The organism is Anabaena subtropica FACHB-260, assembly GCF_014697105.1.
Lineage (GTDB): Bacteria > Cyanobacteriota > Cyanobacteriia > Cyanobacteriales > Nostocaceae > Trichormus > Trichormus subtropicus.
Map to the genome: position 1 here is coordinate 1 of NZ_JACJRF010000024.1, position 23,851 is coordinate 23,851.

At 40.8% G+C, this 23,851-nt stretch carries 16 protein-coding genes; 12 read left to right on the forward strand and 4 right to left on the reverse strand.

Annotation, left to right across the window (positions count from 1 at the left end; translation table 11 throughout):
* The first annotated feature begins 603 nt into the window (after window positions 1-603).
* The 4 genes from H6G18_RS24600 (at window position 604) to H6G18_RS14560 (ending at window position 7,748) form a co-directional block, all read left to right on the forward strand.
* Entirely contained in the window at window positions 604-756 is a 153-nt protein-coding gene (locus H6G18_RS24600; RefSeq protein ID WP_206757214.1) for a hypothetical protein, read from the forward strand.
* A gap of 8 nt (window positions 757-764) precedes the next feature.
* The gene (gene hetF, locus H6G18_RS14550; protein WP_190407819.1) at window positions 765-3,260 is read left to right on the forward strand and encodes a cell division protein HetF; all 2,496 of its coding nucleotides are present in this window, start codon (window positions 765-767) and stop codon (window positions 3,258-3,260) included.
* A 172-nt stretch (window positions 3,261-3,432) separates the two neighbouring features.
* Window positions 3,433-6,171, forward strand: a complete 2,739-nt coding sequence (locus H6G18_RS14555) for a cation-translocating P-type ATPase (protein ID WP_190407820.1) — start codon at window positions 3,433-3,435, stop codon at window positions 6,169-6,171.
* Between the two features lie 23 nt (window positions 6,172-6,194).
* Window positions 6,195-7,748 (forward strand): cation:proton antiporter, encoded by a 1,554-nt coding sequence (locus H6G18_RS14560; RefSeq protein WP_190407821.1) that lies wholly within the window; start codon window positions 6,195-6,197, stop codon window positions 7,746-7,748.
* Window positions 7,749-7,829: 81 nt separating this feature from the next.
* On the opposite strand, the gene H6G18_RS14565 is transcribed toward H6G18_RS14560, so the two are convergent.
* Window positions 7,830-8,447, reverse strand: a complete 618-nt coding sequence (locus H6G18_RS14565) for a DUF3124 domain-containing protein (RefSeq protein WP_190407822.1) — start codon at window positions 8,445-8,447, stop codon at window positions 7,830-7,832.
* A gap of 78 nt (window positions 8,448-8,525) precedes the next feature.
* Window positions 8,526-9,203 (reverse strand): potassium channel family protein, encoded by a 678-nt coding sequence (locus H6G18_RS14570; protein ID WP_190407823.1) that lies wholly within the window; start codon window positions 9,201-9,203, stop codon window positions 8,526-8,528.
* Window positions 9,204-9,445: 242 nt separating this feature from the next.
* Between H6G18_RS14570 and H6G18_RS14575 the strand changes: the two genes are divergently transcribed.
* Complete coding sequence (locus tag H6G18_RS14575) at window positions 9,446-9,628, forward strand: CsbD family protein (RefSeq protein ID WP_190407824.1); 183 nt, start codon at window positions 9,446-9,448, stop codon at window positions 9,626-9,628.
* Window positions 9,629-9,815: 187 nt separating this feature from the next.
* Here H6G18_RS14575 and H6G18_RS14580 read toward each other — a convergent pair whose 3' ends face one another.
* The gene (locus H6G18_RS14580) at window positions 9,816-10,091 is read right to left on the reverse strand and encodes a GlsB/YeaQ/YmgE family stress response membrane protein (protein WP_190407825.1); all 276 of its coding nucleotides are present in this window, start codon (window positions 10,089-10,091) and stop codon (window positions 9,816-9,818) included.
* A 529-nt stretch (window positions 10,092-10,620) separates the two neighbouring features.
* Between H6G18_RS14580 and H6G18_RS14585 the strand changes: the two genes are divergently transcribed.
* From H6G18_RS14585 to H6G18_RS14615, 7 genes are all read left to right on the forward strand, one after another.
* Complete coding sequence (locus H6G18_RS14585) at window positions 10,621-10,941, forward strand: NfeD family protein (RefSeq protein WP_190407826.1); 321 nt, start codon at window positions 10,621-10,623, stop codon at window positions 10,939-10,941.
* A 30-nt stretch (window positions 10,942-10,971) separates the two neighbouring features.
* Window positions 10,972-12,315, forward strand: coding sequence for a flotillin family protein (locus H6G18_RS14590; RefSeq protein ID WP_190407827.1), 1,344 nt, complete (start codon window positions 10,972-10,974; stop codon window positions 12,313-12,315).
* 57 nt (window positions 12,316-12,372) lie between these two features.
* Window positions 12,373-13,608 (forward strand): flotillin family protein, encoded by a 1,236-nt coding sequence (locus H6G18_RS14595; RefSeq protein WP_190407828.1) that lies wholly within the window; start codon window positions 12,373-12,375, stop codon window positions 13,606-13,608.
* Window positions 13,609-13,699: 91 nt separating this feature from the next.
* Window positions 13,700-14,341, forward strand: coding sequence for a sigma-70 family RNA polymerase sigma factor (locus tag H6G18_RS14600; protein ID WP_190407829.1), 642 nt, complete (start codon window positions 13,700-13,702; stop codon window positions 14,339-14,341).
* A complete protein-coding gene (locus H6G18_RS14605; RefSeq protein ID WP_190407830.1) occupies window positions 14,328-15,488 on the forward strand; it encodes a DUF1822 family protein in 1,161 nt (386 codons plus the stop codon). The genes H6G18_RS14600 and H6G18_RS14605 overlap by 14 nt, the downstream gene beginning before the upstream one ends.
* A gap of 27 nt (window positions 15,489-15,515) precedes the next feature.
* Window positions 15,516-19,220, forward strand: coding sequence for an ABC transporter substrate-binding protein (locus H6G18_RS14610; RefSeq protein ID WP_190407831.1), 3,705 nt, complete (start codon window positions 15,516-15,518; stop codon window positions 19,218-19,220).
* Between the two features lie 320 nt (window positions 19,221-19,540).
* Window positions 19,541-19,795: a hypothetical protein gene (locus H6G18_RS14615; protein WP_190407832.1), complete on the forward strand. Its 255-nt coding sequence runs from the start codon at window positions 19,541-19,543 to the stop codon at window positions 19,793-19,795.
* 140 nt (window positions 19,796-19,935) lie between these two features.
* Here H6G18_RS14615 and H6G18_RS14620 read toward each other — a convergent pair whose 3' ends face one another.
* On the reverse strand, window positions 19,936-23,832 hold the full coding sequence (locus tag H6G18_RS14620; RefSeq protein WP_190407833.1) for a CHAT domain-containing protein: 3,897 nt from the start codon (window positions 23,830-23,832) through the stop codon (window positions 19,936-19,938).
* Between the last annotated feature and the right edge of the window lie 19 nt (window positions 23,833-23,851).

Below are 23,851 nucleotides of genomic sequence, written 5' to 3' on the forward strand. Positions count from 1 at the left end.
GTTAGCCAGCTAGGGGAGTTAGTTATCAGGGTGCATCTACCAATTAATTGTTCTACCGATATGTGACCTTTTCCGGATGAATTTGTCAGAATTGCTGATGGGTGATTGCTAGGCATAAAAAAGCCCCCAGTCGGTGTTAGCCAGCTAGGGGAGTTAGTTATCAGGGTGCATCTACCAATTAATTGTTCTACCGATATGTGACCTTTTCCGGATGAATTTGTCAGAATTTAGGCATAAAAAAGCCCCTAGTGGTGGCAGCCAACTAGAGGAGCCAGTTATCAGGGTGCATCTACCAACTAGTCTTTCCAACTATAATTGGCTATTTCCGGATAAATGTAGCAGAATGACGATCGCTCTTTGCTAGACATAAAAAATACCTAGTTGGTGTTTGCCAAGTAAGTATTTAGTTATCAAATATTTTTTTATAAGTTACGTGAAATACTAATTTGTTAAGGTTGTGATAGGGAATTGGTAAATTTTCCCAGCCCAAGACAGTAGAATAATCTAAGTATATGCTAGTTATAGAAAAAACTCCCAGTCGGTATCATCCAACTAGAGGAGTTGAAGATCAAGGTGCATCTACCATTAAACTTTTCTGGGCGGATGCCAATCAATCCGGATAAAGTTGTAAATGTAGAGCAAGCAAAACGATTGACTAGAGAAACATTCAGTAGTTTGGTGCATCTCAAATATCAGCAGGAGCGAGAAATCGAATTGAAACTTTCGCGTTTCAAAATAGATTTAGGAGGCAAGTAGGAGAAGTTGTGTCCCAGGAATTTCACATTTCTGTAACCCCAGTAGGGCAGAATGACTACTTGGTGCGGACGGAACAAGTCGCGCCTGGAGTTCCTTTGGCAGAAGAACTGGTGACATGGCCTGTAGCTGATTGGTTGGCGGCGGCTGGGCATTTGATGAATGACCCATTAAAGTCAGTATTGCTGGGAGATGCGTTTATCTCTGGTGGGCGGGAAAGTGCGATCGCTAGAAATTCTGTTAACCTAGTTGCACTGGGTCAACAGTTGTATAACGCACTGTTTCAAGGCACTCTTAGAGATAGCTTAATTACTGCCCAAGGTATTGCTCAAAATCAACAACAAGTACTGCGTCTAAGGCTGGGTCTCAAGGATACTAGGTTAGCACGTCTGCCTTGGGAAGTGATGCACGCAGGCGATCGCCCCCTAGCAACAGGCCCTTATATTGCTTTTTCTCGCTACCAAAGTGGTATTTCTCCCGCGTCTCGCTTGCTTTCAGCTAGTAGACAAAAACTTTTAGAAGACGGTGTGGTCAGAGTTTTAATGGTACTTGCATCACCCACAGATCAAGCAAGTTTGGATCTGCTTAAACAAGAATCTATTAGACTGCAAGCTGAACTACACCGTCGCCTACCCAGATCAATAGAAGGCAACAATTATCTTCCAGAAATTGACCTCACCCTACTCAACCAACCAGGGAGAGAAGAACTAACCCAAGCCCTAGAACAAGGAAGATATCATGTTTTACACTATTCCGGTCATAGCAACTTAGGGCCGAACGGTGGTGAGATTTATCTGGTAAGTAGTCGGACTGGCTTAACAGAAACCTTGAGTGGTGATGATTTGGCGGGTCTGTTGGTTAACAATAATATCCAAATGGCGGTTTTTAACTCCTGTTGGGGCGCATACAGCGCTACTCTTGATAATACTGGTGACACAGGAGAACGCAACCTCACAGATAGCTTAGTTAAGCTCGGTATTCAAAGCGTTTTGGCTATGTCAGAACGTATTCCCGATGAAGTGGCGTTGACTCTCACACAATTGTTTTACCGCAACTTGAGTCAGGGTTATCCTGTAGATTTGTGTGTGAGTCGGGTACGCCAAGGATTAATTTCTGCCTATGGCTCACACCAATTGTACTGGGCATTACCAATTCTCTATCTCCAGCCGGAATTTGACGGTTTCCTCAGCCCTAAGGTTTCTACTGCTACAAGTGTTGATTTACTGGATGAATATAGTTCACCATTGGCAACAAATACCGCAGCTACTTATTCTGGCGTACTAGATGATACGGAGATGTCTTTGCCAATTGAGGATATGATCCCCTCTGGCTTAATTCGTGATTCTTCGGGAATGGACTGGTTAGGTGAAGAAACTTGGGGTGATCTTGTAGATGAAATTGAGTATGATGACCCAAGTTATGCAGAGGATTCTGCTTTTGTTTCGGATATATTTCGTCAACTAGATCAGCAAAGCATAGAAGATGAAGAACCTGAACTACCTCCAGAAGTTGGACAACTGCTACAAAATAGTTATGTAGAACAGCAGATGTCTACTGCACCGAGGGAAGATATCTCAGTATTTGTACCACCAGCAACGAATCATACTCCTCAAAACTTGTCCCAAGATTTAGAAAATTTCCGTCGTTTGGCATCGAGAAACCGCCAACGTCGCCAAAGTTGGCAGATTATGGGGATAATTGGGGCTAGTGCGATCGCCATTATGTTGATCTTTAGTTGGTTATGGCAAAATCGCCAGATATTCTTCGTGCGCGACATACCAGGAATTCCCACCCCATCATTACCAATTGAGACTCAACCCCCCACTAATTTACGGGAAATGTCTACAGGAATGGTAACAGCCACGGCTACAGAACAATTGAATCAAGGCGATTTAGATGCTGGATTGGCCTCTGTGGAAGAATTACTCGATCGCAACGCACTACAACCTGCTCAATCAGCCTTACAATTGGTTTCGTCCGACCAAGAAAAACAAGCATCGGTTAACTTCTTGAGAGGGCGATTAGCTTGGCAGTCTATCCAAACAGGTGATAAACAATACAGTATTGATGATGCCCGTCGTTACTGGGAAACTGCGGTCAGAGCTAACCCAAATTCGCTGTTATATATTAATGCTTTAGGATTTGCTTATTATGCTGAAGGTAATATCAATCGAGCAAATGATTCTTGGTTTCAAGCATTAAATTTAGCTCTCAAACAAGGCAATACATTCTTTTCTACAGAAATACCTCCCCAATCAGATGTACCTCCAGAAGCTTTACCTGCTTATGCTGGTTTAGCCTTGGGGATGTATAAATCTGCTCGTGGTTTACCACCTGCAAAACAGGCACAATATATAAATGAAGCCATTAAATTACGTCAAACAGTCCTAGAAAAAGATCCTATTAATTTTCAGCTAGATGAATTGAGCAAAAATTGGCTCTGGACAGAAGAAATTCTCCAAGACTGGCGATCGCTCCTACAACAAAAAAGCACTAAGCAGAGATAGCAAGGTGAAATAATTATAAGGCAGGGGGCAGGGAGCAAGGGAAAAGAGTTTGGTTTTATTTACTGTCACTTTTGTATCACATTTATTCTTTATGATTTCTAGGCATTAGCTCAAAACAAACAGCTAATAATCTGAATTTAGCGTGCCTATGGTAAATCTTGAGGCAAACAAAATGACAACAACAGTTGAAGGAACCATACAGTCATACCAATGGCATAATCTACCCGCATCAAAGGTAGCTCAACATTTGGACTCAAATCTAGAGACAGGTTTGACGTTGGATCAAGTGACAAAACGCCAGGAAAGTTTTGGCGCTAATGAACTCAAGGGGAAACGGGGAGTCAACCCAATCATCAGATTTTTGCTGCAATTTAACCAACCGTTACTATATATTTTGTTGGTTGCAGGTGCAATCAAGGCCTTGATTGGGCAGTGGGTGAATGCTTGGGTGATTTGGGGTGTTACCTTAATTAATGCCATTATTGGCTTTATTCAAGAATCAAAAGCCGAAAGTGCGATCGCTGCTTTAGCTTCTTCAGTTCAAACTAATGCAACTATCTTTCGCAACGGTCAAAAGTTGCAAGTTCCCTCAACAGAGTTAGTCCCAGGGGATTTGGTGTTACTAACTTCTGGTGATAAAGTACCAGCAGATTTGCGTTTGATCCAGTCCCGAAATCTGCAAGTTAATGAATCAGCACTCACGGGTGAATCTGTCGCCATTGAAAAAAATATTGAACCTGTGAATGCAGATGCAGTGTTAGCAGAACGGGCTAACATGGCTTATGCTGGCAGTTTTGTCACCTTTGGGACTGGTAAAGGGATTGTCGTAGCGATTGGAAAAGCTACAGAAACCGGGCGCATCTCCCAACTTATGGAAGAAAGCGTTAGCCTCAAGACCCCCCTAACGCGGAAATTTGATAAATTTAGCCGCACATTACTATATGTGATTCTGGGCATAGCGGCGCTCACGTTTGCCGTCGGACTGGGATATGGTAATTCCTGGGCTGCAATGTTTGAGGCGGCGGTGGCTTTTGCTGTCAGTGCTATTCCTGAAGGATTGCCTGCTGTAGTAACAGTAACGCTAGCAATAGGTGTTTCCCGGATGGCGAGGCGACACGCGATCGTGCGGAAACTACCAGCCGTGGAAACCCTCGGTGGTGCTACAGTCATTTGTTCGGATAAAACTGGTACTCTCACAGAAAACCAGATGACTGTACAAGCGATTTATGCAGGTGGTAAATACTATACAGTTACAGGTACGGGCTATATCCCAGAAGGGGAAATTTTATTAGATGAACAGCCAGTAGATTGGCTTCATTCTCCAGTGTTAGCAGAATGTCTCAAAGCTGGATTGTTATGTAATGACTCTCACTTAGAATATAAGGATGAACAATGGCAAGTGATCGGCGATCCCACAGAGGGAGCGTTGACAGTTGTTGCTAATAAAGTTGGACTGGCTAGTAATAGCTTAGAACCAGAAATGCCCAGACTGGATGTCATCCCCTTTGAGTCTGAGTTTCAATACATGGCAACTTTGCATGAAGGAGGTAGTCGGGAAGACTCATTAGAAACCAGAACTATCTACGTTAAAGGTTCGGTTGAGTCCATCCTCCAACGTTGTCAGCAAATGTTATATGCGGATGGTAATCCTACTCCTGTAGATACCCAAACTTTACATCAAGAAGTAGATGCAATGGCTCATCAGGGTTTACGGGTGTTGGCATTTGCACAGAAATCTGTCCCGCCTACTCAAGATTCCCTGGATCATGCAGATATCGAAAACGATTTAGTTTTCTTGGGATTACAAGGGATGATTGATCCCCCAAGAGGCGAAGCGATCGCCGCCGTGGCTGCCTGTCAAAATGCCGGGATTCAAGTAAAAATGATTACAGGCGATCATGCGGTGACAGCACGAGCGATCGCTCAACGCATGGGCTTTAATAAACATGGGGAAGTTCTCGCCTTCACTGGCGCGCAACTAGCCCAAATGGAACAATCACAACTGGCTACAGCCATAGAAGATGGGGCAGTATTTGCTCGTGTTGCGCCAGAACAAAAACTCCGTATCGTGGAAGCACTGCAATCGAAGGGCGAGATTGTGGCGATGACGGGTGATGGTGTCAACGATGCACCAGCTTTGAAACAAGCCGATATCGGCATTGCAATGGGGGGTGCGGGTACAGAAGTAGCCAAAGAAGCCGCCGACATGATTTTGACTGATGATAACTTCGCCTCCATTGAAGCGGCAGTTGAGGAAGGACGGACTGTTTACCGAAATTTATTGAAAGCGATCGCCTTTATCCTCCCTGTGAATGGCGGCGAATCGATGACCATCTTAATTAGTGTATTACTTGCCAGAGATTTGCCAATTTTATCTTTACAAGTTCTCTGGTTAAATATGGTTAATTCCATTGCCATGACTGTACCCTTAGCCTTTGAACCGAAGTCTCCAAGGGTAATGCAATTATCCCCCCGTAGTCCCCGTGAACCATTACTCTCCAAAAGTTTACTCAAGCGCATCTTGGCAATATCTATCTTTAACTGGATCTTAATTTTTGGTGTATTTGAATGGATACGGCGCTCCACAGGCAACATCGATTTAGCCAGAACAATGGCAATTCAAGCTTTAGTATCCGGTAGACTGTTTTATCTATTAAGTATTAGTCAACTAGGAATTGCCGCAGTTAATTTCTTGCGGGGAGTTAGGCAGCCACTTAGCGATATCTCAGCTATTGCAATTGGTCTTGCCACTACCATAGTTTTGCAAATAATTTTCAGTCAATGGAGTTTGATGAATATTTTATTTGCTACTGCTCCACTAAATTTAACTCAATGGTTAATCTGTTTACTTGTAGGTTTACCAATGATTCCCGTAGCACTTATAGTAAATAGGTTTGACCCTCTTGACTGATACCTTCAATTTTTTAAATCAAAGTGAATGTAGCTGAATTAGTAAGTATTTCAATTATTCTGCTGCTAGTTGCTACTGTTGTAGCACTGCTGACTCGTTGGCTGCGCGTCCCTTATGTCATAGGTTTGGTTTTAGCAGGTTTAGCCATCACTGAACTCTTACCACGTCGTATTGGGCTGGACGGTTCGCTGATTTTAAACCTATTTCTGCCCATTCTCGTCTTTGGGGCAGCCATAAATACTGATGTCAGTCGCCTCCGCAGCATTGTTAAACCCATAGCCTTATTAGCAGGGCCAGGTGTTGTCATTTCTTCAGGTGTAACAGCACTGTTGTTGAAATTGGTACTAGGACTCAATTGGACAGCAGCACTTTTGGCTGGGGTAATTTTGGCAATTACCGATACCGTTTCTGTAATTGCTGTGTTTAAGGAGGTGTCTGTTCCATCTCGTCTTTCCAGTATTGTTGAGGGAGAAAGTTTATTTAACGACGGTATAGCGCTAGTTTTATTTAGCTTAATTTTGAAAATTAATGCAGATGGTTCCTTACCTGTTTTAGATGGACTGCAAGAGCTATTTGTAGTGATTGTTGGTGGAACTTTAGTAGGCTTGGCTTTTGGTTATTTGAGTGCTGATTTATTTGTTCGCTCAGATGAGCCGCTTAGTAGTATTTTACTGACTGTAGCTGTAGCATTAGGAGCCTTTCAAGTTGGGCAATGGTTTAGTGTTTCCGGTGTAGTTGCTGTAGTTGTTGCTGGGTTAATAGTAGGAACTTTAGGACTTTCCGGTAATGTATCCGCTTCTACTCGATTAACTTTACTTAGTTTTTGGGAATCTATTGCATTTGGAGTTAATAGTTTTATTTTCTTACTAATTGGTTTAGAAATTGACCTACTCACTCTTTGGCGAGTTCTTCCCGCAGTTCTACTGGCAATAGTTGCTTATCAAATAGGACGTATATTATCTGTTTATCCTCTGTTAGCTTTAGTACAATATTTTGACCGTCCCATACCTTGGCGTTGGCAACACGTCCTGTTTTTGGGTAATATTAAAGGCTCCCTTTCTATGGCGTTGGCGCTAAGTATACCTGCAACAGTAACAGGACGAGAGCAAATAATTGCTATAGTTTTCGGTACAGTCTTGTTATCTTTATTGGGACAGGGAGTAAGTTTACCTTGGTTAGTGAAACGTTTGCGCTTATCTAGTTCATCGGTACTTTATCAGGAGATTGAGAATTTACAAGCTAAATTAATCACTGCTAAAGCTGCACAAGATGAATTAGATATTCTATTTAAAACAGGAGTATTACCAAAAGCTATTTATGAAGAAATGCGTTCAGCTTACCAAGTGCAAATAGCAGCTGCCGAAAAATCATTACGTGAATTTTATAATCATCGTCCAGATGAGTTGGATAGCAAAAGTGATGTGTTGAGCAAACTTGATGCTATTCGTCGTCGGTTACTATTAGCGGAGAAAGGAGCGCTTACAGAAGCAATGCGTAAGCGAATTCTTTCCGAAGAAATTGTGCAAAAAATGATACAAAACCTCGATGAACAATTACTCCAACTGGAAGATGATTGATAATCCTGATGTTTTCCGTAAATGGGGGAATTTATTTTTTATCAGTCTCTTACAAAGAAGTGAGAGATTTTTAATTTTTTATTATTTTTTTGGATTTTTCAGTACTCTCCCAGGACTAATAAAAGAAATTCCTTGCTGAAAGTCAGTACCAATCATCACTGCTTCCACTATTGGTTCAGAGATTTCTGTTGTCGCTACCCACTCCACAATAAAGCTTGCACCTACTCCTCCGCTTGTATTATCTCTTGCCACAAAAACATCATAAGCAGCCAGGATATCAAGTTGAATAGGATTCTCTAAATACTCCTTGATTAATTTACCGTTAGAGCCATAGTAGCGTACAGAAGTAATGATCAATGGATTGCTCAAGTCAGTATTCCGAATACTCAGAGTTGCAGCTAATTTAAAATCTTCTTGTCTATTGTGATGATAGATATGAGAATAAATAGGAACATAAATTGTTTGTCCCATTGCCATCTGAAAATTTTCATCCAAAGTCACTGTTTTTGGATGTGAGTTTACCGGAAAATTATTAGATTTTGACTTTGATTGAATATCCGTGGATTGACAAGATACAAGAATAAGAAATGTAATTGATAAATACAAAGGTCGATAAAGCTTTAATGGAGCTATGGAACTTTTATTGAATTTTTGTTGGCATGGTCTACGCTTTGCCCTTAAAAATTTATTACACTTCATATTCATTCTTTCCTGCTTCCTGTCTTTTTTACCTGTTCCCGCCTATATAAGTATGTTGAGAAATCAACGCAGACTAATCTATTTACAGCCTTCGATAAAATCAATAACTTGATGTAAACAGTGTGGTTTTGTGACGATCAGTACAGTTGAACCGGGTTCTAGTACTGTACTACCATTAGGAATCATTAGATCATCATGGGGATGGGGTTGATAACCAATAATTAGGGAGCCAGTAGGAAAGCGAAAATCTTGAGCAATTTCAGCAACACTATGACCAACTACATAACAATTATTGGAGATACCCAGTTTTAAAACTTCAATTTGTCCTTGCTCAAAGTGCATCATTGATTCTACTTGGGGATACTCAATAGCGTTCACCATTGTTGAAACTGATAGTTCGACGGTACTGATAATATGATTGGCTCCAGATAGACGAAGCGGTTCGGCAAAATCAGGGTGACGCATCCGGCTTAAAATATGGGGAACACCATAGTGCTTGGCAAGAGTTACCATTGCCAGATTTAAAGCATCACTGCGTAAGACAGCTGCTAAAGAATTAGCTTTACGAATACCAGCTTCTAACAATACCTCTGTACTCACTGCACTACCTTCAAAAGCCATAGCTCCCACTTGTTCACGAGCATAACGACAAGCGGTAGGATCAATATCAATCACGGCAACAGTATGACCTAGCTCTACTAGTTTTTTAGCCAAACTCAGCCCCACTAGCCCTGCTCCACCAATTAGCACGTACATGGCTGCTCCTAATACTGAAAGGTTTTCTACTCCACTTTACCTTACAGGTTAGTCAGCCAGTTTATGAGCTATTTTTTGCGTTCCTTACCGGATGCTACACGGATACTGAGGCTACTATCAATTGACTATCTTCTACTTTGACCAAAGGGAATACAAGTAATATCTTTCCCCTGATAGAGACATAAAAACTCACATCCTGATAAGTTATTTTATGTTGAGATTTTAATTAAGTGAATAAAAATATGAGTACTGAAAAAAGAATTGAAGCAACTGCTAAAAATATTGAAGGTAAAGTACAAGAAGTGATTGGCGAAATCAGTGGAAACCCATCAGATAAAGCTGAGGGTCAAGCTAAACAGGCAGAGGCTCAAGTAATTCATACTACCGAAAATATCAAGGATGAATTGAAGAAAATAATTGAATAACAAATTTTCAACAGACTTTCCAATTCTTAAAATTCACATGGTGCCAAGTTAGTTTTTATAAACTGGTATTTTATGATTTATTACTCCACTACTTGTAAAAGTGTGGAGTATTTATATTTTGATTTTTTTGATTAAAAAAAGGTTAGTTTTGAATAAATCCACTCTAACCATGATTGTTTTCATTTTCTTAGTAACTTCTGGAACTTCCAGTAATTAAGTTCCACAGGAAGATAGCAACTATAGCCCCAATAATAGCCACAATTATTCCAGAAATACTGAGAGTTGCTGCTGTTAATTGTAGTGTTCCTGTGTCTAAAAGTGTGACGATGGTTCCACCAACTAAAGCACCAATGATACCTAAAATCATAGTTCCTAAAATGCCTCCACCTTGGCGACCAGGGTAAATAGCCTTAGCTATGGCTCCAGCGATTAAACCAAGAATAATCCAAGCGATAATGTTCATATTTTTATTATGTAAAAACCTAATAGTAATGTATTAATTCCTATTAATTTTTCCTTCTACCAGAAGAGATAGGTATAGTATCTAGATTTATAGATTTCCTATATTCATCACTCAAGATAGCAGTTTAGCGATCGCCTAACTTTACCCTGATAATGCTCACAAACTTACTCTCTGTGAGCATCTCTATGAAACTTTCGCCACACTCAGTTTCAGAACTGGGAAAGACTTAATTTGTGAACTTTTGTAACAATCTAGATAACTTTGTCCCACTGCTACAGAAATACTGATAGAACCGCAACTGTAATCTCCATATACCGCGTTCAATAACAGCAGGGATATAGCAGAATTTCTGCTGTTTTCTCTGCCTTCTTTATATAGAAATTGGCTTTGATTTTGTTCGCCGTGTCGCAGTCATACTTAATTACGTGCGTAGGGAGTGAGGAGTGGGGCAAATGTTCGTTAATACTCTATGATTTTATGTCATGAATAAATGGGAATTAATCATGATGGATAACTTGGATATGAGGCAATGAATAATTCAATTCTCGTAATTGCAGGTATTGCCGTTGTATTAGGACTTATTGTTGGTGTCTTCATTGTGGGATTAATTTATGTCCAACGGCGACGACAAGCAGTAGATAGCCTGATACGTATTGATAATGTAGTTGGTTGTTTTGGTGTAGTGGAAGTCCCTTTAAACCACAACAGTCCGGGGAAAGTACGTGTCAATCTCAAAGGTTCTCTAGTAGATTTTGTCGCCTTCAGTGATGAAGTTCATCAATTTAATCAAGGCGATTCAGTTGTTGTTGTCCGAATTGATGGTAATAAAGTTTGGGTAGTTTCTGTTTAGAAGAAATTGACTATTGACTATTGACTAACTATGAACTTACTTAAACAAGAATTAAGAACTGTTACAGTAGCGCAGATTGATGTAAATCCACCTGTTACTAACAAAGAAAACAACGCTCTTGAAGGTCTGCTTTATAGCGCTCTTCCTGTGGCTCTATCTATCTTTAGTGCAGTTGTATTTGTGTGGTTTGTCAAGTCTTTTCTATGTATCTGCAAACCCAATGAAATCTTAATTCTTTCGGGACGCAAATGGCGGACTAAAGATGGACAAGAGATGGGTTATCGAGTGCTATTAGGTGGACGCGCCATTCGGATTCCCATAGTGGAAACAGTCAAGCGCATGGATGTAACGACTATGCCGGTCAGGGTGGAAGTGCGAAACGCTTACGCCAAAGGGGGAACGCCTTTAAATATTCAGGCGATCGCCAACGTAAAAATCTCCTCAGATCCGATGGTTGTGGGTAACGCAATTGAACGCTTTTTAGACCGCGATCGCTCAGAACTCACTCGTGTTTCCCGCGAAACTCTAGAAGGGTATCTCCGGGGTGTAGTTGCTACCCTCACACCAGAAGAACTCAACGAAGACCGTCTGAGTTTTGCCCAGCGTATCGCCTCCGATGTCAGTCGTGACTTCAGCAAATTGGGATTGCAACTAGATATTCTAAAAATTCAAAGTGTTTCCGATGATGTGGACTATCTCAAATCTTGGGGACGTAAGCAAATCGCCTTAGTGATTCGAGACGCAGAAATTGCTGAATCCAATGCACTCACCCAAGCAGAACAAATCGAAGCTCAATCTGAAGAATACGCCCAAGTCGCCAAAACCCAAGACCAAATAATTGTGCTGGAGAAAGAAAACGAACTCCGCAAAATCAAAGCCCAGCTAGAACAAAAAGCCAAATCTGAAGAAGAAATTACCACAGCAGCAGCTCAAGAAAAGAAAGCCAAAGCCGAACAAGTCCTACAAGCATTCAGGGCTGAATTAGAACGCCTACGCCTACAAGCAGATGAAGTCCTCCCAGCCGAAGCCCGCCGTCAAGCCCAAGAATTCCGCGCCAAAGGGGAAGCCGCCTTCCTAGAAGAAAATGCCAAAGCAGCCGCTTTAGTCAACGATATTCTTTCCCAAGTTTGGCAACAAACCGGTAGCGATGCTTCTAAGTTGTTCCTGATTCAACAAATTGAAGCCGTCCTCCAAGAAGCGGTGCAGATTCCTAAACGCATTCAACTAGAAAAAGTCAATGTAATTGATAACGGCGATGGTAAATCCGTAGCCAGTCTAGTCAGCGTTTACCCCGAAATCGTGCTGCAATTCCTAGAAAACGTCAATCGTACCTTGGGTATTGATGTTGCAGGAACCTTAAGTAATAGGGAGTAGGGAGAGAAGAAAACTATTAGCTACTGATAACTGACAACTGACTATTGACTAAAAATTATGGAAATTATCGTTTTACTTTTAGGAATGTTTGGTACAGGAACCGCCGCAGGTTGGTGGGTGATTCGCAACTTGTACTATATTTGTCAGCCCAGTGAGGTGCTGATTTTTGCAGGTAGTCGGACTGTGATTGATGATAAGCGATCAGTTGGTTATCGTTTGGTGAAAGGCGGTAGTAGTATTCAAATCCCTCTGTTGGAAAAAACTTTCCGCATGGATTTGACTAACATGATTATTGAGTTGCGGGTGTCTAACGCCTACTCAAAAGGTGGAATTCCTTTAACAGTGGAAGGGGTAGCGAATATTAAAATTGCTGGTGAAGAACCAACAATTCACAATGCTATTGAGCGACTGTTGGGTAAAAGTCGTAAGGATATTGAACAATTAGCCAAGGAAACATTGGAAGGAAATCTGCGGGGAGTCTTGGCGAATCTGACACCGGAACAGGTGAATGAAGATAAAATCACCTTTGCTAAAACTTTGTTGGAAGAGGCGGAGGATGATTTAGAAAAGTTGGGATTGGTTTTAGACAACCTGCAAATCCAGAATATCTTTGATGAGGTACGTTATCTAGATTCTATTGGGCGCAAGCAACAGGCAGAATTATTGCGAGATGCGCGGATAGCAGAAGCTGAAGCCAAAGCCCAGTCTATAATTAAGTCTTCCGAAAATCACCGGATTACTAAACTCAGACAAATCGAACGAGATTTGCAAATTACTAAAGCCGAAGCCGAACGCAGAGTTAGAGATGCACTCACCAAACGCACAGCTGTGATTGCAGAGGTAGAATCGGTCGTTAACGTCCAGATTGCCAAAGTGCAAGCAGAAGTAGCAGTCCAAACCGAACGGATCAAAAAGGTAGAAAATCAACTACTAGCCGATATTGTCGCCCCAGCCGAAGCAGAATGTCATGGTGCGATCGCTCAAGCTAAGGGAGATGCTGCCAAAATCATCGAGGAGGGTAAAGCCCAAGCCGCAGGAACCCAGCGTCTAGCGGAATCCTGGCAAAATGCAGGTACATCGGCGCGGGAAATCTTTATCTTCCAAAAACTCGAACCCCTATTGAAAATGATGGTGGCGGGAGTACCAGAAGTGACAGTAGAAAATTTAACTGTGATTGATGCCAATAATGGTGGTAGTGTGCCTAAAATGGCTTCTTTAATCGAGCAGTTGCGTCAAACTACTGGTGTTGATGTTGCTCAAGTGATCAATCAGATCAAGTCTGGTAAGGAATAAGTCCTGGGAATTTAGCGTCTCTCTGTGTCTCTGTGTTTTTTCACCGCAGAGGCGCAAAGACACAGAGAAGAAAATACACTTATCTAAGAGTATGGATGAATTAACCGCACTTGTTAAAGAAACCTGCCAGCATCCAAGGGGTAGCATTGAACGCCAGAAAGGATTGCATGAAATTATCTGGCGGATTCAGCGAACAGGTAAACTATTACGGGGTGTGGGTGTGCCTGATGCAGAAGAGGCGATACAAAAAACCTGGCTGTATTTTTGCCTCAATCTCTGCGAAGCCACAACTACTGAGGAACCCTACGATTCCAGTCAAGGGAGTGTGATTACTTGGCTAAATGCGTACTTGCGGTACAGGCTTAAAGATATCAGCATTCCTGATCAAAAAATTATTTATCATTTGTCAGATGAAAATGGCGAAGAAATAGACCCCACAGATTTCATTCCCTCTAGACCAGAACCACCACTCATTCTCGAAGAAATTCAGGAATGGTTAAAACAGGAAGCAAAGAATTTACGCCGTATTTATGTAAGTAACCGCCCAGATATCAATTGTTTGGTCTTAATTGAACGTCGTTTACCACCAGAAACTTCTTGGAAGGAATTATCTCAAGAGTTTGGTGTTTCCATCGCCACTCTGAGCGGCTTCTATCAACGTCATTGCTTTCCCCGGCTCCTCGATTTTGGCATATCCCAAGGTTATTTTGATCATGAGTATGAGTTACCTTAGTGAACAGCAAATCATCTCCATACCCATTCCAGAAAAGTTTCGCCAAACAGCCCTGGAATTTGCCCAAGAACAACCAACTGCGGAAAAAGCTAAACAAGTATATCTGAATACCTTGGCGATACAGGTAGTTCATAGTTATTTGACGATGCTGGATATCCCGACAGAACTAGAAGCTAGCTATAGTTGGCATCCACGAGGACGCTTAGTTGCTGATGTTGCAGATTTACTACTAACTGGTGTGGGACGTTTAGAATGTCGGCCGATGCGGATGGGCGATCGCTCTTGTAACATTCCCCCAGAAGTTTGGGATAATCGCATTGGTTGTGTAGTTGTAGAAATCAATCACACTTGCAAGGAAGGTAAAATTCGGGGATTTATTGCCAATGTCACCACCCCAGAAATTACCCTTGAACAACTGCAATCATTAACAGTCTTAATCGAACATTCCCATCTAGTACATTTACGGCAATGGCTAGAAGGTATCTATACAAATAACTGGCAAAGTGTAGAAGAATTATCAAGCCAAAGAAGCACTCAATTAGCCTTTCGTTCCAAACGTGTGCGGGGTTGGGAACTGGATACTCCGGAAAAAGCTTGGCAAGTAGTTGAGCAATTATATCCTGCTCGCAGTTGGGAAAAAAGTTTACCTATGGAACTATTAGAAAGTTTTACTTGGAGGAAAGTAGGAAATATAGAAGTATCTCCCACTACTGATGATTACACTAAATTTACTGAGGCGATCGCTCATCTTTTAAAAACAACTCCAGAGGAAGAAACTCGCTGGACTTTAGCCGAAATATTATGGACTCTTGAACCTAATCATCCCGCTATCAGTGCTAGACGCATCATCGATTTAGGAATGCAACTGGCAGGACATCCTGTAGCTTTAATGGTAGCAATTTTATCCAAACCAGATAGAAATGCTGCTGTCTTATTGCGTGTCTATCCAATGGGAAATCAGCCTTATCTACCGCCAGGATTACAATTAGTTGGACTAGATGAACATAAAAAATCATTTTTAGAAGTCCAAGCGCGAGAAAATAAAGATGATTACATTCAGTGCAAATTTTGTGCAGAATTCGGCGAAAAATTTCAAGTTCGAGTTACGATAAATAATATAAGTTTTACAGAAAATTTTGTCATTTAATAGACAAATTATTACAAGGAAGAAACAGTGGGTAAGCTGGTTATCTTCGAGATTGGAGAAGGCAGTTTTCAGCAGGGATTTCCTGTGAAAATCAGAATTGGGGAAGAACGTCAACCCCATTCTCAGGAAATTCTCGGCAGATTGCCACCAGCATTAACAATTCCTCAACATTATTATGAATGGCAATCAAGTTATCGTCACTTGCCTGCAAATTGGTTAATCACTGTTCCCGAAACTCAAATTACCAATGTATCCACCAGAGAGACTTGTCATTATGCTGCTCAAAGGTTTCAATTTAGTTTCAACGAATGGTTAAATCAACCAGTAGTTAGACAATTAGAACGGCAATTATTACAAAAAGTCGGCGATTGGCAGGATGTGCGTTTTATTTTGCAAACACAAGATGTCTTATTACGCCGCATTCCTTGGCATCTATGGGATATTTTTCAGGATAGTCATAATCGCCCAGAAATTATAGTTAGTTCTGAATATGAACCTAATAAACAAAAATTAAAAAATCCTGTCAAAATTCTGGTAGTTCTCGGCAACAATCAAGGTATTGATATTCAACAAGATTTGGAAACAATCAAAAAATTGCCTGGCGCAATTATTGAACTGTTGCAAGAACCATCACGCCAACAACTTAGAGATAAATTATGGACTCAGGCTTGGGATATTTTCTTTTTTGCTGGACATAGTTGTAGCCATAATGATGATATTTCTGGGCAAATTCAAATTAATCCTCAGGAAACTTTATCTCTAGATAGTCTGCGTCACACACTCCGCCATGCTGTTAATAAAGGATTAAAATTAGCCATCTTTAATTCCTGCGATGGTATAGGATTAGCCCGCAATTTAGCTGATGTGCGAATTCCTTACACAATTGTGATGCGGGAGCCTGTACCCGATGTAGTAGCACAACATTTCTTGAGATATTTTTTAACAGCTTTTGCATCTGGTGAATCATTATACGCCTCCGTACAACAAAGTCGCGATCGCTTACAAGAGGAATTGGAAAACGATTATCCTTGTGCTTCCTGGCTACCTGTAATTTTTCAAAATCCAGCAGCAGCAGAATTAAAATATCCCCAACCAAGTAATTGGGCAAAAATAGGGGTGAGAGCAGCTATTTTGACAGGTTTAGTAGTTACTTTCAGCTATATTTCTACAGCGATTATTAATGAATGGAAATTTCACAGACGCTTTAGTGATGGCAATAATATTTTAGTTAAGACATTTATAACTACTCATAAACAAGATGGCATCAAGGCATTTAAACAGGGTAATTACCAGTTAGCTCAAGAAAAGTTTCAAGATTCTTTGCGCGAGCATTATAATGATCCAGAAACATTAATCTATTTAAATAATGCTAAGGTCGCCAATCAAGCAGGACTAAAAATTGGCGTTGCTGTACCTATTGGAAATAACTCCAATGTCGCCCAAGAAATTTTGAGAGGAGTTGCACAAGCGCAGCAAGAAATAAATAAGCAAGGTGGGATTCACGGCAAGTTTTTAAAAGTTACCATTGCCAATGACGATAATAGACCGGAAATTGCCAAACAAGTAGCCCAGAGATTTGTCCAAGATGCAGATATCTTAGCAGTAGTAGGGCATAACAGTAGTGATGCAAGTGTGCCTGCGTCTGATATTTATCAGGCAGGAAAATTAGTGATGGTTTCACCAACTAGCAGTTCTACAAGATTAACAGATCGCCCCCGCCCTGACAGTGACGGTAACTATATTTATAGAACAATTATCAGCTTTAATGTGATTGCTGAGAGTTTGGCTGAATACGCCAAAACTACTGGTATGAATAAAATAATGATTTGTAGTGATTCACGAGCTACAGATCAGTCTTTTGAACAAGCATTTGTGAATTCGATCATTTATAAACGCTTACAATATATAAATAATATTAACTGTGATTTCGCTTCAGGAAATTTTCGTCCAGAAACTATTGTGAGCAATGCGATCGCTCAGAATGTAGACGCTATTTTACTCAATCCTCAAGTTGATAGAATGAGTAAAGCAGTGGATGTGGCGAAACTTAATCAAGGTAAGTTGCGATTATTAGGAAATCCCAGCTTACAGACTAAAACCATACTCGATGCAGGCAATGCAGTCCAGGGAATGGTGATAGCAACTCCTTGGCTAGCAGATGTTTCTCCAAATAAAGAATTTGTGCAGAATGCCAAAAATTTGTGGCGTGAACCAGATTTAATTACTTGGCGTACAGCTACAGCCTTTGATGCAACTAAGGCTATCGCCGTAGCACTGAAACAGGAAGATAACACCAGAATTGGTATCCAAAAAGCCTTCGCTCAAAACTTCTCTCTACAAAGTGCTACAGGGACGATTCAGTTTTTATCTTGGGGCGATCGCAAAGGCGATCGCGTGGGCAATGCTATCTTAGTAGAAGTGAAACCTGATCTCAAAGCACCTAGTGGTTACAGCTTCGTACCGAAAAACTCGCTGCAACACAGGATCAGTTTGGGAGATAAAATCTTAGTCCAAGATAACCCTAGTCGTGAGAAACAATCGGGTGTAGAAGCCTTTACGATGGGGAATTATCAGCAAGCGATCGCCCTATTTGAACTATCTCTGCAAAAAGTATTTAATGACCCAGAAACACACATATATTTACAAAATTCCTTAGCTGCTCGTAGTGGTAAAATCTTAAAAATTGCGGTTAGTGTCCCCATCGGTAGTAACCTGAATGTTGCCAAAGAAATACTCCAAGGTGTGGCGCAAGCTCAAGATGAAATCAATCGAAAAGGTGGGATTCAAGGACACTTACTGCAAGTAGAAATTGCCAGCGATGATAACAACCCAGAAATTTCTCAACAACTAGCAAGTTACTTTGTTGCCGATAAGCAAATTTTAGCGGTAATCGGTCACAATGCCTCAGATGTTTCTGTCGCCGCTTGTCCTATTTATCAAGCAGGTAAATTAGTTAATATTTCCCCCACCAGCTTTTCTTTAAAATTAGCGGGATGTGGTGCTTATATATTCCGGACTGCACCTAATATTAGGTTACTTGCTGATGTTTTATCTAACTATGCCATCAAAACAATTCGCACGCAAAATTTAGCAATTTGTGTAGATGAGCAAGCTATAGATAATCAATCATTTCGAGATCAATTTGACTATGCTATTCGTGTAGCTGGGGGTAATATTGTGAATATTAACTGCGATTTATCCGCAGATGATTTTAATCCCAGCCAAGTAATTACGGAAGCGATTAGTAGTGGTGCTAATGGCTTAGTTTTAGCGCCTCATGTAGATAGAATTAACAAAGCTTTAGATATAGCCGCAGCTAATAAAGGTAGATTGAGGCTCTTTGCTAGTCCCACACTCTACACATCCCAAACCTTACAACAAGGACAAGCCGATGTGAATAGTTTAATGTTAGCTGTACCTTGGCATCCAGAAGCCAATACGCAGAATCATTTTAGCAAGGATTCCCAACGTCTGTGGGGAAATTCCGTAACTTGGCGTTCTGCCACCAGTTATGATGCAACTGTAGCTGTAATTACTGGTTTACAAAAAAGTAAAACTCGTGAAGGATTGCAAAAAGTTTTGCGTAATCCTAACTTTTATGCAGTTGGTGCAACTGGCAAAATTCGCTTTTTCCAATCAGGCGATCGCTATCTCAAAAACGATGCCATCTTAGTAAAAATTCACCCAAACAAAGCATCTACAACTGGTTACAAGTTTTCCCTAATGCAATGATACCTAAGTAGAGACGTTGCATTGCAAAGTTTCTACCCACTCATAACTTTAACCGAACCGTATTGAATGTAGATCATCCTTATTGGGTAGTCGAGCATAAAAATAGATGTTGTAGCTACAAAATTCAGTCGGTTGATAAATATTCGTATCTACAAATAGGAAGAGTAAATATTGATAGGACTTGAGTAATTTAGGACTATAGTGTGTTTTCAAACTGTAACCACAACAGAATGGAAGCGATTGTAATCACTGAAATTACAAGCCAAATAGCTATAAAGGATGGGTTTGGAGCATTTTATCAAGTTCTAGAGGAATGAAAAATGAGTTTAGAAACCTACAATAAGGAAGTAGAACACCTGGGAGAATCGCGGGGTGTTAAAGACCACGACCATGATATAGTTCACGATCTGAGTCGAAGATTGGATGCCCTATGGAGGTATGATCAATATCTTGCTAATGCTGAGGGGTATGATTCATTACAAGCATTTTGGAGAAAGGTTAAGGAACAAGAGAAGAAAAACATAGTGGAGTTAAAAAAACTACTCTCGGAACATATTAAGCTTGGTGATTTCTAAAGGTGTTTTGGAAAAGCCTCAGTAGTAGAGACGTTGCAATGCAACGTCTCAAAATATTTAACCACATTAAGAGCGATTTATTTACCCTATCCCCTTTTTCAGGATTTGCTGTGGAACTTTTTTCATCTGATTTACCTGCTTTAAGGCTTACCTGTAATTATAAAAGCTGCCCAATAGTAAGGATGAGAATATAGATTTTTATCCGCAGGCATTTTACTGATTCTATATAAATGTGTTGCTAAATAAGCCCTCAGTTTTAGTTCTTCTGGATCAAGATTGTTGAGTAAATCTTCATACCATTTCGTTAATTCTATCGCCGTTAATTCTCTTAACCAAACAGTGGCTTCAGCTAAAGCAATATTTGCTGGTTTTTCTTGTAATCGGCGGTAAAACTCAATGATAACTAAAGCGCTAGCCGATGATTCTACAGTCCAAAGAGTACTGACTACGTGAGAAACACCTCTATGGAAGAACGCACTAACTAAATCCACATATTCACTACTAGTGATTTGGTTAGTATTATTAATAGTTTCACAAGCGGAGATAGTAACTAAGTTATAAGTTGATAAATTTGTTTCGCTGATTTCTTCTAAAGTAAATTTATCTTCACCCGCTAGTGCTAATTCTGATGTTTTAGGCTCAGTGCAACTATTAATTGCCTGACCTGCAAAATGAAATACATTATAGTTATCAAATAAAGCATCTTCAAAATTATTTTTAGTAGCTTCCGTACCTTGGAGACGATGTTTATTTTTAAACATCTGGCTCACAACTTCGGCTTCTAGATTAGCAAACCTTAGCATGGGATAAGCCTTACTATCAGGGTATTCCACACTTAATAATGTTTGATTAGCAAACTGTCCGATATTTGGATTTCTCGCTGATAACCCTGCTTGAATATTCGGCAGATAGGTAATGTTGACACCTGGTATTTCTTCAGTGGAAGCAGAGATTTGGAACAAGGCATGGAGAGGTAATTTAAATAAATCACGGTGGGGAACTAAAATGAGTTGAGTAATACCTTCAAGTTCTGGTTGAATTGTCTCAATTTCCAGAATATTTCTTAGCTGTAATAACTTATCTTCCATCTCCACGCGCCAGGGATGATTGCTTTTGCTTTGTTGGTCTTGGGCTTGTTGGCGATAGTCTTGATAGGTTTGTTGCCAATCTTCTAGCCAATTTTCAAATGCAATCAGCCGTCTGCTAGCTTCAGGTAAAGGTAAATCTTGCAGTGGTGTAGCGTTGATTGTTTCCACATCTTGAACTGGTGTAAAAACGAGAATTGGTGATGGGGCTTGGTCTTTGATAATAAAAGTGTGTAATGCGACTGGGCTAATATGCCAATAAATAATTGCGGTGTGGGGATTTAGCAATTTTTGAACCGAGCGATAATTGAGGAATGGAATATCTGCATTCCACCCAAATAATAGCCAAGTGCAACCAGCATTCTTTCCCTGTTCTGCTATTTCCCAAGCTTCAACCAAATCACCATATTCTACAGATATATCAACAGCTAATTGTCCAAATCCTGCAAATTTTAGCGCTAGTTGTTTTTTAATTTCTGTGGTGCGAGTCGGTTCACCTAGTAATTGTTGTAATAAATTTGAGCCGCGTTGCTGTAATTCTTGGGCTTGTGCTGTTTGTCCTAGCCCTAGCAATGATTTGATAAGGGATTGTAAAACTTCTAAATGTAACTGAGGAAAACCTGCACTTGTGAGAGTTAATAGGGCTTGATTGTACTCGGTTACTGCTTTGCGCCAATAGTTACGGGATGTAGAATACTGTTTACCTTGTTCGTAATAACTATTAGCGATCGCCAGATGCAATCTCCCCCAACCTTCTGGGTGAGTATCTGGGCGAATATGTTTTAAACCTTCCTGATAACTAGCTAATTTACCTTCATAGCCAGCCTGCTTTAAGGCAGAATTATTTGCGGCTATAGCAGTCAATAAATTTAACGGTGTTTCTGTATCATTTAAATTACCAATAGCCGTCCCTCGACCAATCCAAGCTTCCCAGTAGTCGAGTTTGATTTGTAAGGCGTGATCATAACAAACGATCGCTTCTAAAAATCGTTCTAAATAAAACAACGCCACCGCTTGGTTGTACCAAGCTAGGTGAAAATCTGGTTTAATCCCTATGGCTTGCTTATAGGAGGCGAGCGCTTCTTCTCGGCGACCTGAGTTTTCTAAAGCCACACCCCGGTTATACCAAGCTAAGTAAAAATCTGCTCGGATGGATAATGCTTTGTCCCAAGATGCGATCGCTTCAGACCACTGTTTTAAATTGAATAAGACTACACCCCGGTCAATCCAAACCTCGTGGAAATCTGGTTGAATCTCTAAAGCTTTGTCATAAGATGCAACCGCCGCTTCGTATTGTTCATCTACACCTAACGCAATTCCTCGGTAATACCAATTTTCTTGGTCTTCGGGTGACAAAACTAAGGCTTCATCATAAGAGGCGATCGCATCCCCAATTTGTCCCAACTTCAACTCCGCCCAAGCCTTACTAGACCAAGCCTCTGGAGTATCAGCCTGAACAGCGATCGCTTGCTTAAACGAGGCGATCGCTTCCTCATACAGTCCTAATTGTCCTAAAGTCCCACCCCGGTTATACCAAGCTTTGTAGTAATCGGGCTTCAGTTCTATCGCTTGGTCGTAAGAGGCGATCGCTTCCACAAACCGTTCTAAATGGAATAAAGTTAAACCACGATTGAACCAGTATTCATAGGAATTGGGATTTAATTGAATGGCTTGCTCATAAGTAGCGATCGCTCCTGATAAATCACCACTTTTGGCTTGCTGCAACCCTTGATAAAATAATGCTTGTGCCTGGATAAAGGCATTTGATCGTTCACTGGTAATCACTGGTTGCTGATTTGTCTGCACGATCAGATTAGCCGCCAACTGATGGACTAAATTGGCACTTTGATCCAACCGCACCATCAACTCATCCAAGGTATACGCTACATTGGGGTCTAAATTGACTAAAGACTGATCCCAGTTACTTTGAGTTGATACTATAGCTGCTGAGTTTTGTTCTCTGTAGTCTAATACCAGTTCGCTTAAATTACTGATGACATCTTCCTGAGCCGGCATCAGTAAGGCTGGTGCTGTCGTCGCAAATTCCGCCTCTTGATATTCCCAACTCAGTTCCTGTAAATTCTCTGTTGTGTCTTCATCCACTGGTTCAGTCGGGGCTGTTTGATATTCCCAACTCAGTTCCTGTAAATTCTCTGTTGTGTCTTCATCCACTGATTCAGTCGGGACTGTTTGATATTCCCAACTCAATTCCTGTAAATTCTCTGTTGTGTCTTCATACACCGATTCAGTCGGAGCTGTTTGATATTCCCAACTCAATTCCTGTAAATTTTCGATTGTGTCTTCATACACCGATTCAGTCGGAGCTATTTGATATTCCCAACTCAATTCCTGCAAGTTTTCAATTGTGTCTTCATCAACAGGAGAAAATTCTGATGTTGCTCTCAAAGGAGTCGTTCCTGGTTCTTCCGACTCCCATAATAAGTCTCCCAAACTGCGGATTAATTCCTGCCCTGGAGAATCTGGGATATTTTCGCTAGGTTCTGCGACTTTAGTGGAAGATGCTTCTAATTCCTCATCCAAATCATCTATTCCGATAAATTCCCTGTTTAGCAAACGAATACCAATGTCATAGGACAGTTCTCCCACCTTCCCAATCCCCAATTCGCCCAACTGCACCATTTGTCTACCTAAATGATGATTTGGTGCTGGTGACATCAGTAATTTTTCGCCAAACACTAATAGCCAATCTATCCAGCGTTCAACACTAATCCGGTCTTCCATCCGTTGCAAGTACTTAATTGCCCACTGCTGACCCCGCCCGTGATTCACACCTTGCAGCAGCTGAGTGAACAACAATTCCAAATCCGCATTAGTTAGTTCAGGTGGTTCTTCTGCCACCTGTTCTCTGACACCCTTGAAATAATCAGTTTGTTGATCATCAACAGAGTGTTTGTCAAAAGTTTTAAGCCACTGAAATAGCCGAGTGAGCATTTGCCATACTCTTGGATTT

Bases quoted from the DNA above. Each gene is read 5' to 3' on its own strand.
- H6G18_RS24600 (WP_206757214.1), top strand. From the start codon at position 604: ATGCCAATCAATCCGGATAAAGTTGTAAATGTAGAGCAAGCAAAACGA.
- H6G18_RS14555 (WP_190407820.1), top strand. From the start codon at position 3,433: ATGACAACAACAGTTGAAGGAACCATACAGTCATACCAATGGCATAAT.
- H6G18_RS14565 (WP_190407822.1), bottom strand. From the start codon at position 8,447: ATGAAGTGTAATAAATTTTTAAGGGCAAAGCGTAGACCATGCCAACAA.
- H6G18_RS14570 (WP_190407823.1), bottom strand. From the start codon at position 9,203: ATGTACGTGCTAATTGGTGGAGCAGGGCTAGTGGGGCTGAGTTTGGCT.
- H6G18_RS14575 (WP_190407824.1), top strand. From the start codon at position 9,446: ATGAGTACTGAAAAAAGAATTGAAGCAACTGCTAAAAATATTGAAGGT.
- H6G18_RS14580 (WP_190407825.1), bottom strand. From the start codon at position 10,091: ATGAACATTATCGCTTGGATTATTCTTGGTTTAATCGCTGGAGCCATA.
- H6G18_RS14585 (WP_190407826.1), top strand. From the start codon at position 10,621: ATGAATAATTCAATTCTCGTAATTGCAGGTATTGCCGTTGTATTAGGA.
- H6G18_RS14590 (WP_190407827.1), top strand. From the start codon at position 10,972: ATGAACTTACTTAAACAAGAATTAAGAACTGTTACAGTAGCGCAGATT.
- H6G18_RS14595 (WP_190407828.1), top strand. From the start codon at position 12,373: ATGGAAATTATCGTTTTACTTTTAGGAATGTTTGGTACAGGAACCGCC.
- H6G18_RS14600 (WP_190407829.1), top strand. From the start codon at position 13,700: ATGGATGAATTAACCGCACTTGTTAAAGAAACCTGCCAGCATCCAAGG.
- H6G18_RS14605 (WP_190407830.1), top strand. From the start codon at position 14,328: ATGAGTTACCTTAGTGAACAGCAAATCATCTCCATACCCATTCCAGAA.
- H6G18_RS14615 (WP_190407832.1), top strand. From the start codon at position 19,541: ATGAGTTTAGAAACCTACAATAAGGAAGTAGAACACCTGGGAGAATCG.
- H6G18_RS14620 (WP_190407833.1), bottom strand. From the start codon at position 23,832: ATGCTCACTCGGCTATTTCAGTGGCTTAAAACTTTTGACAAACACTCT.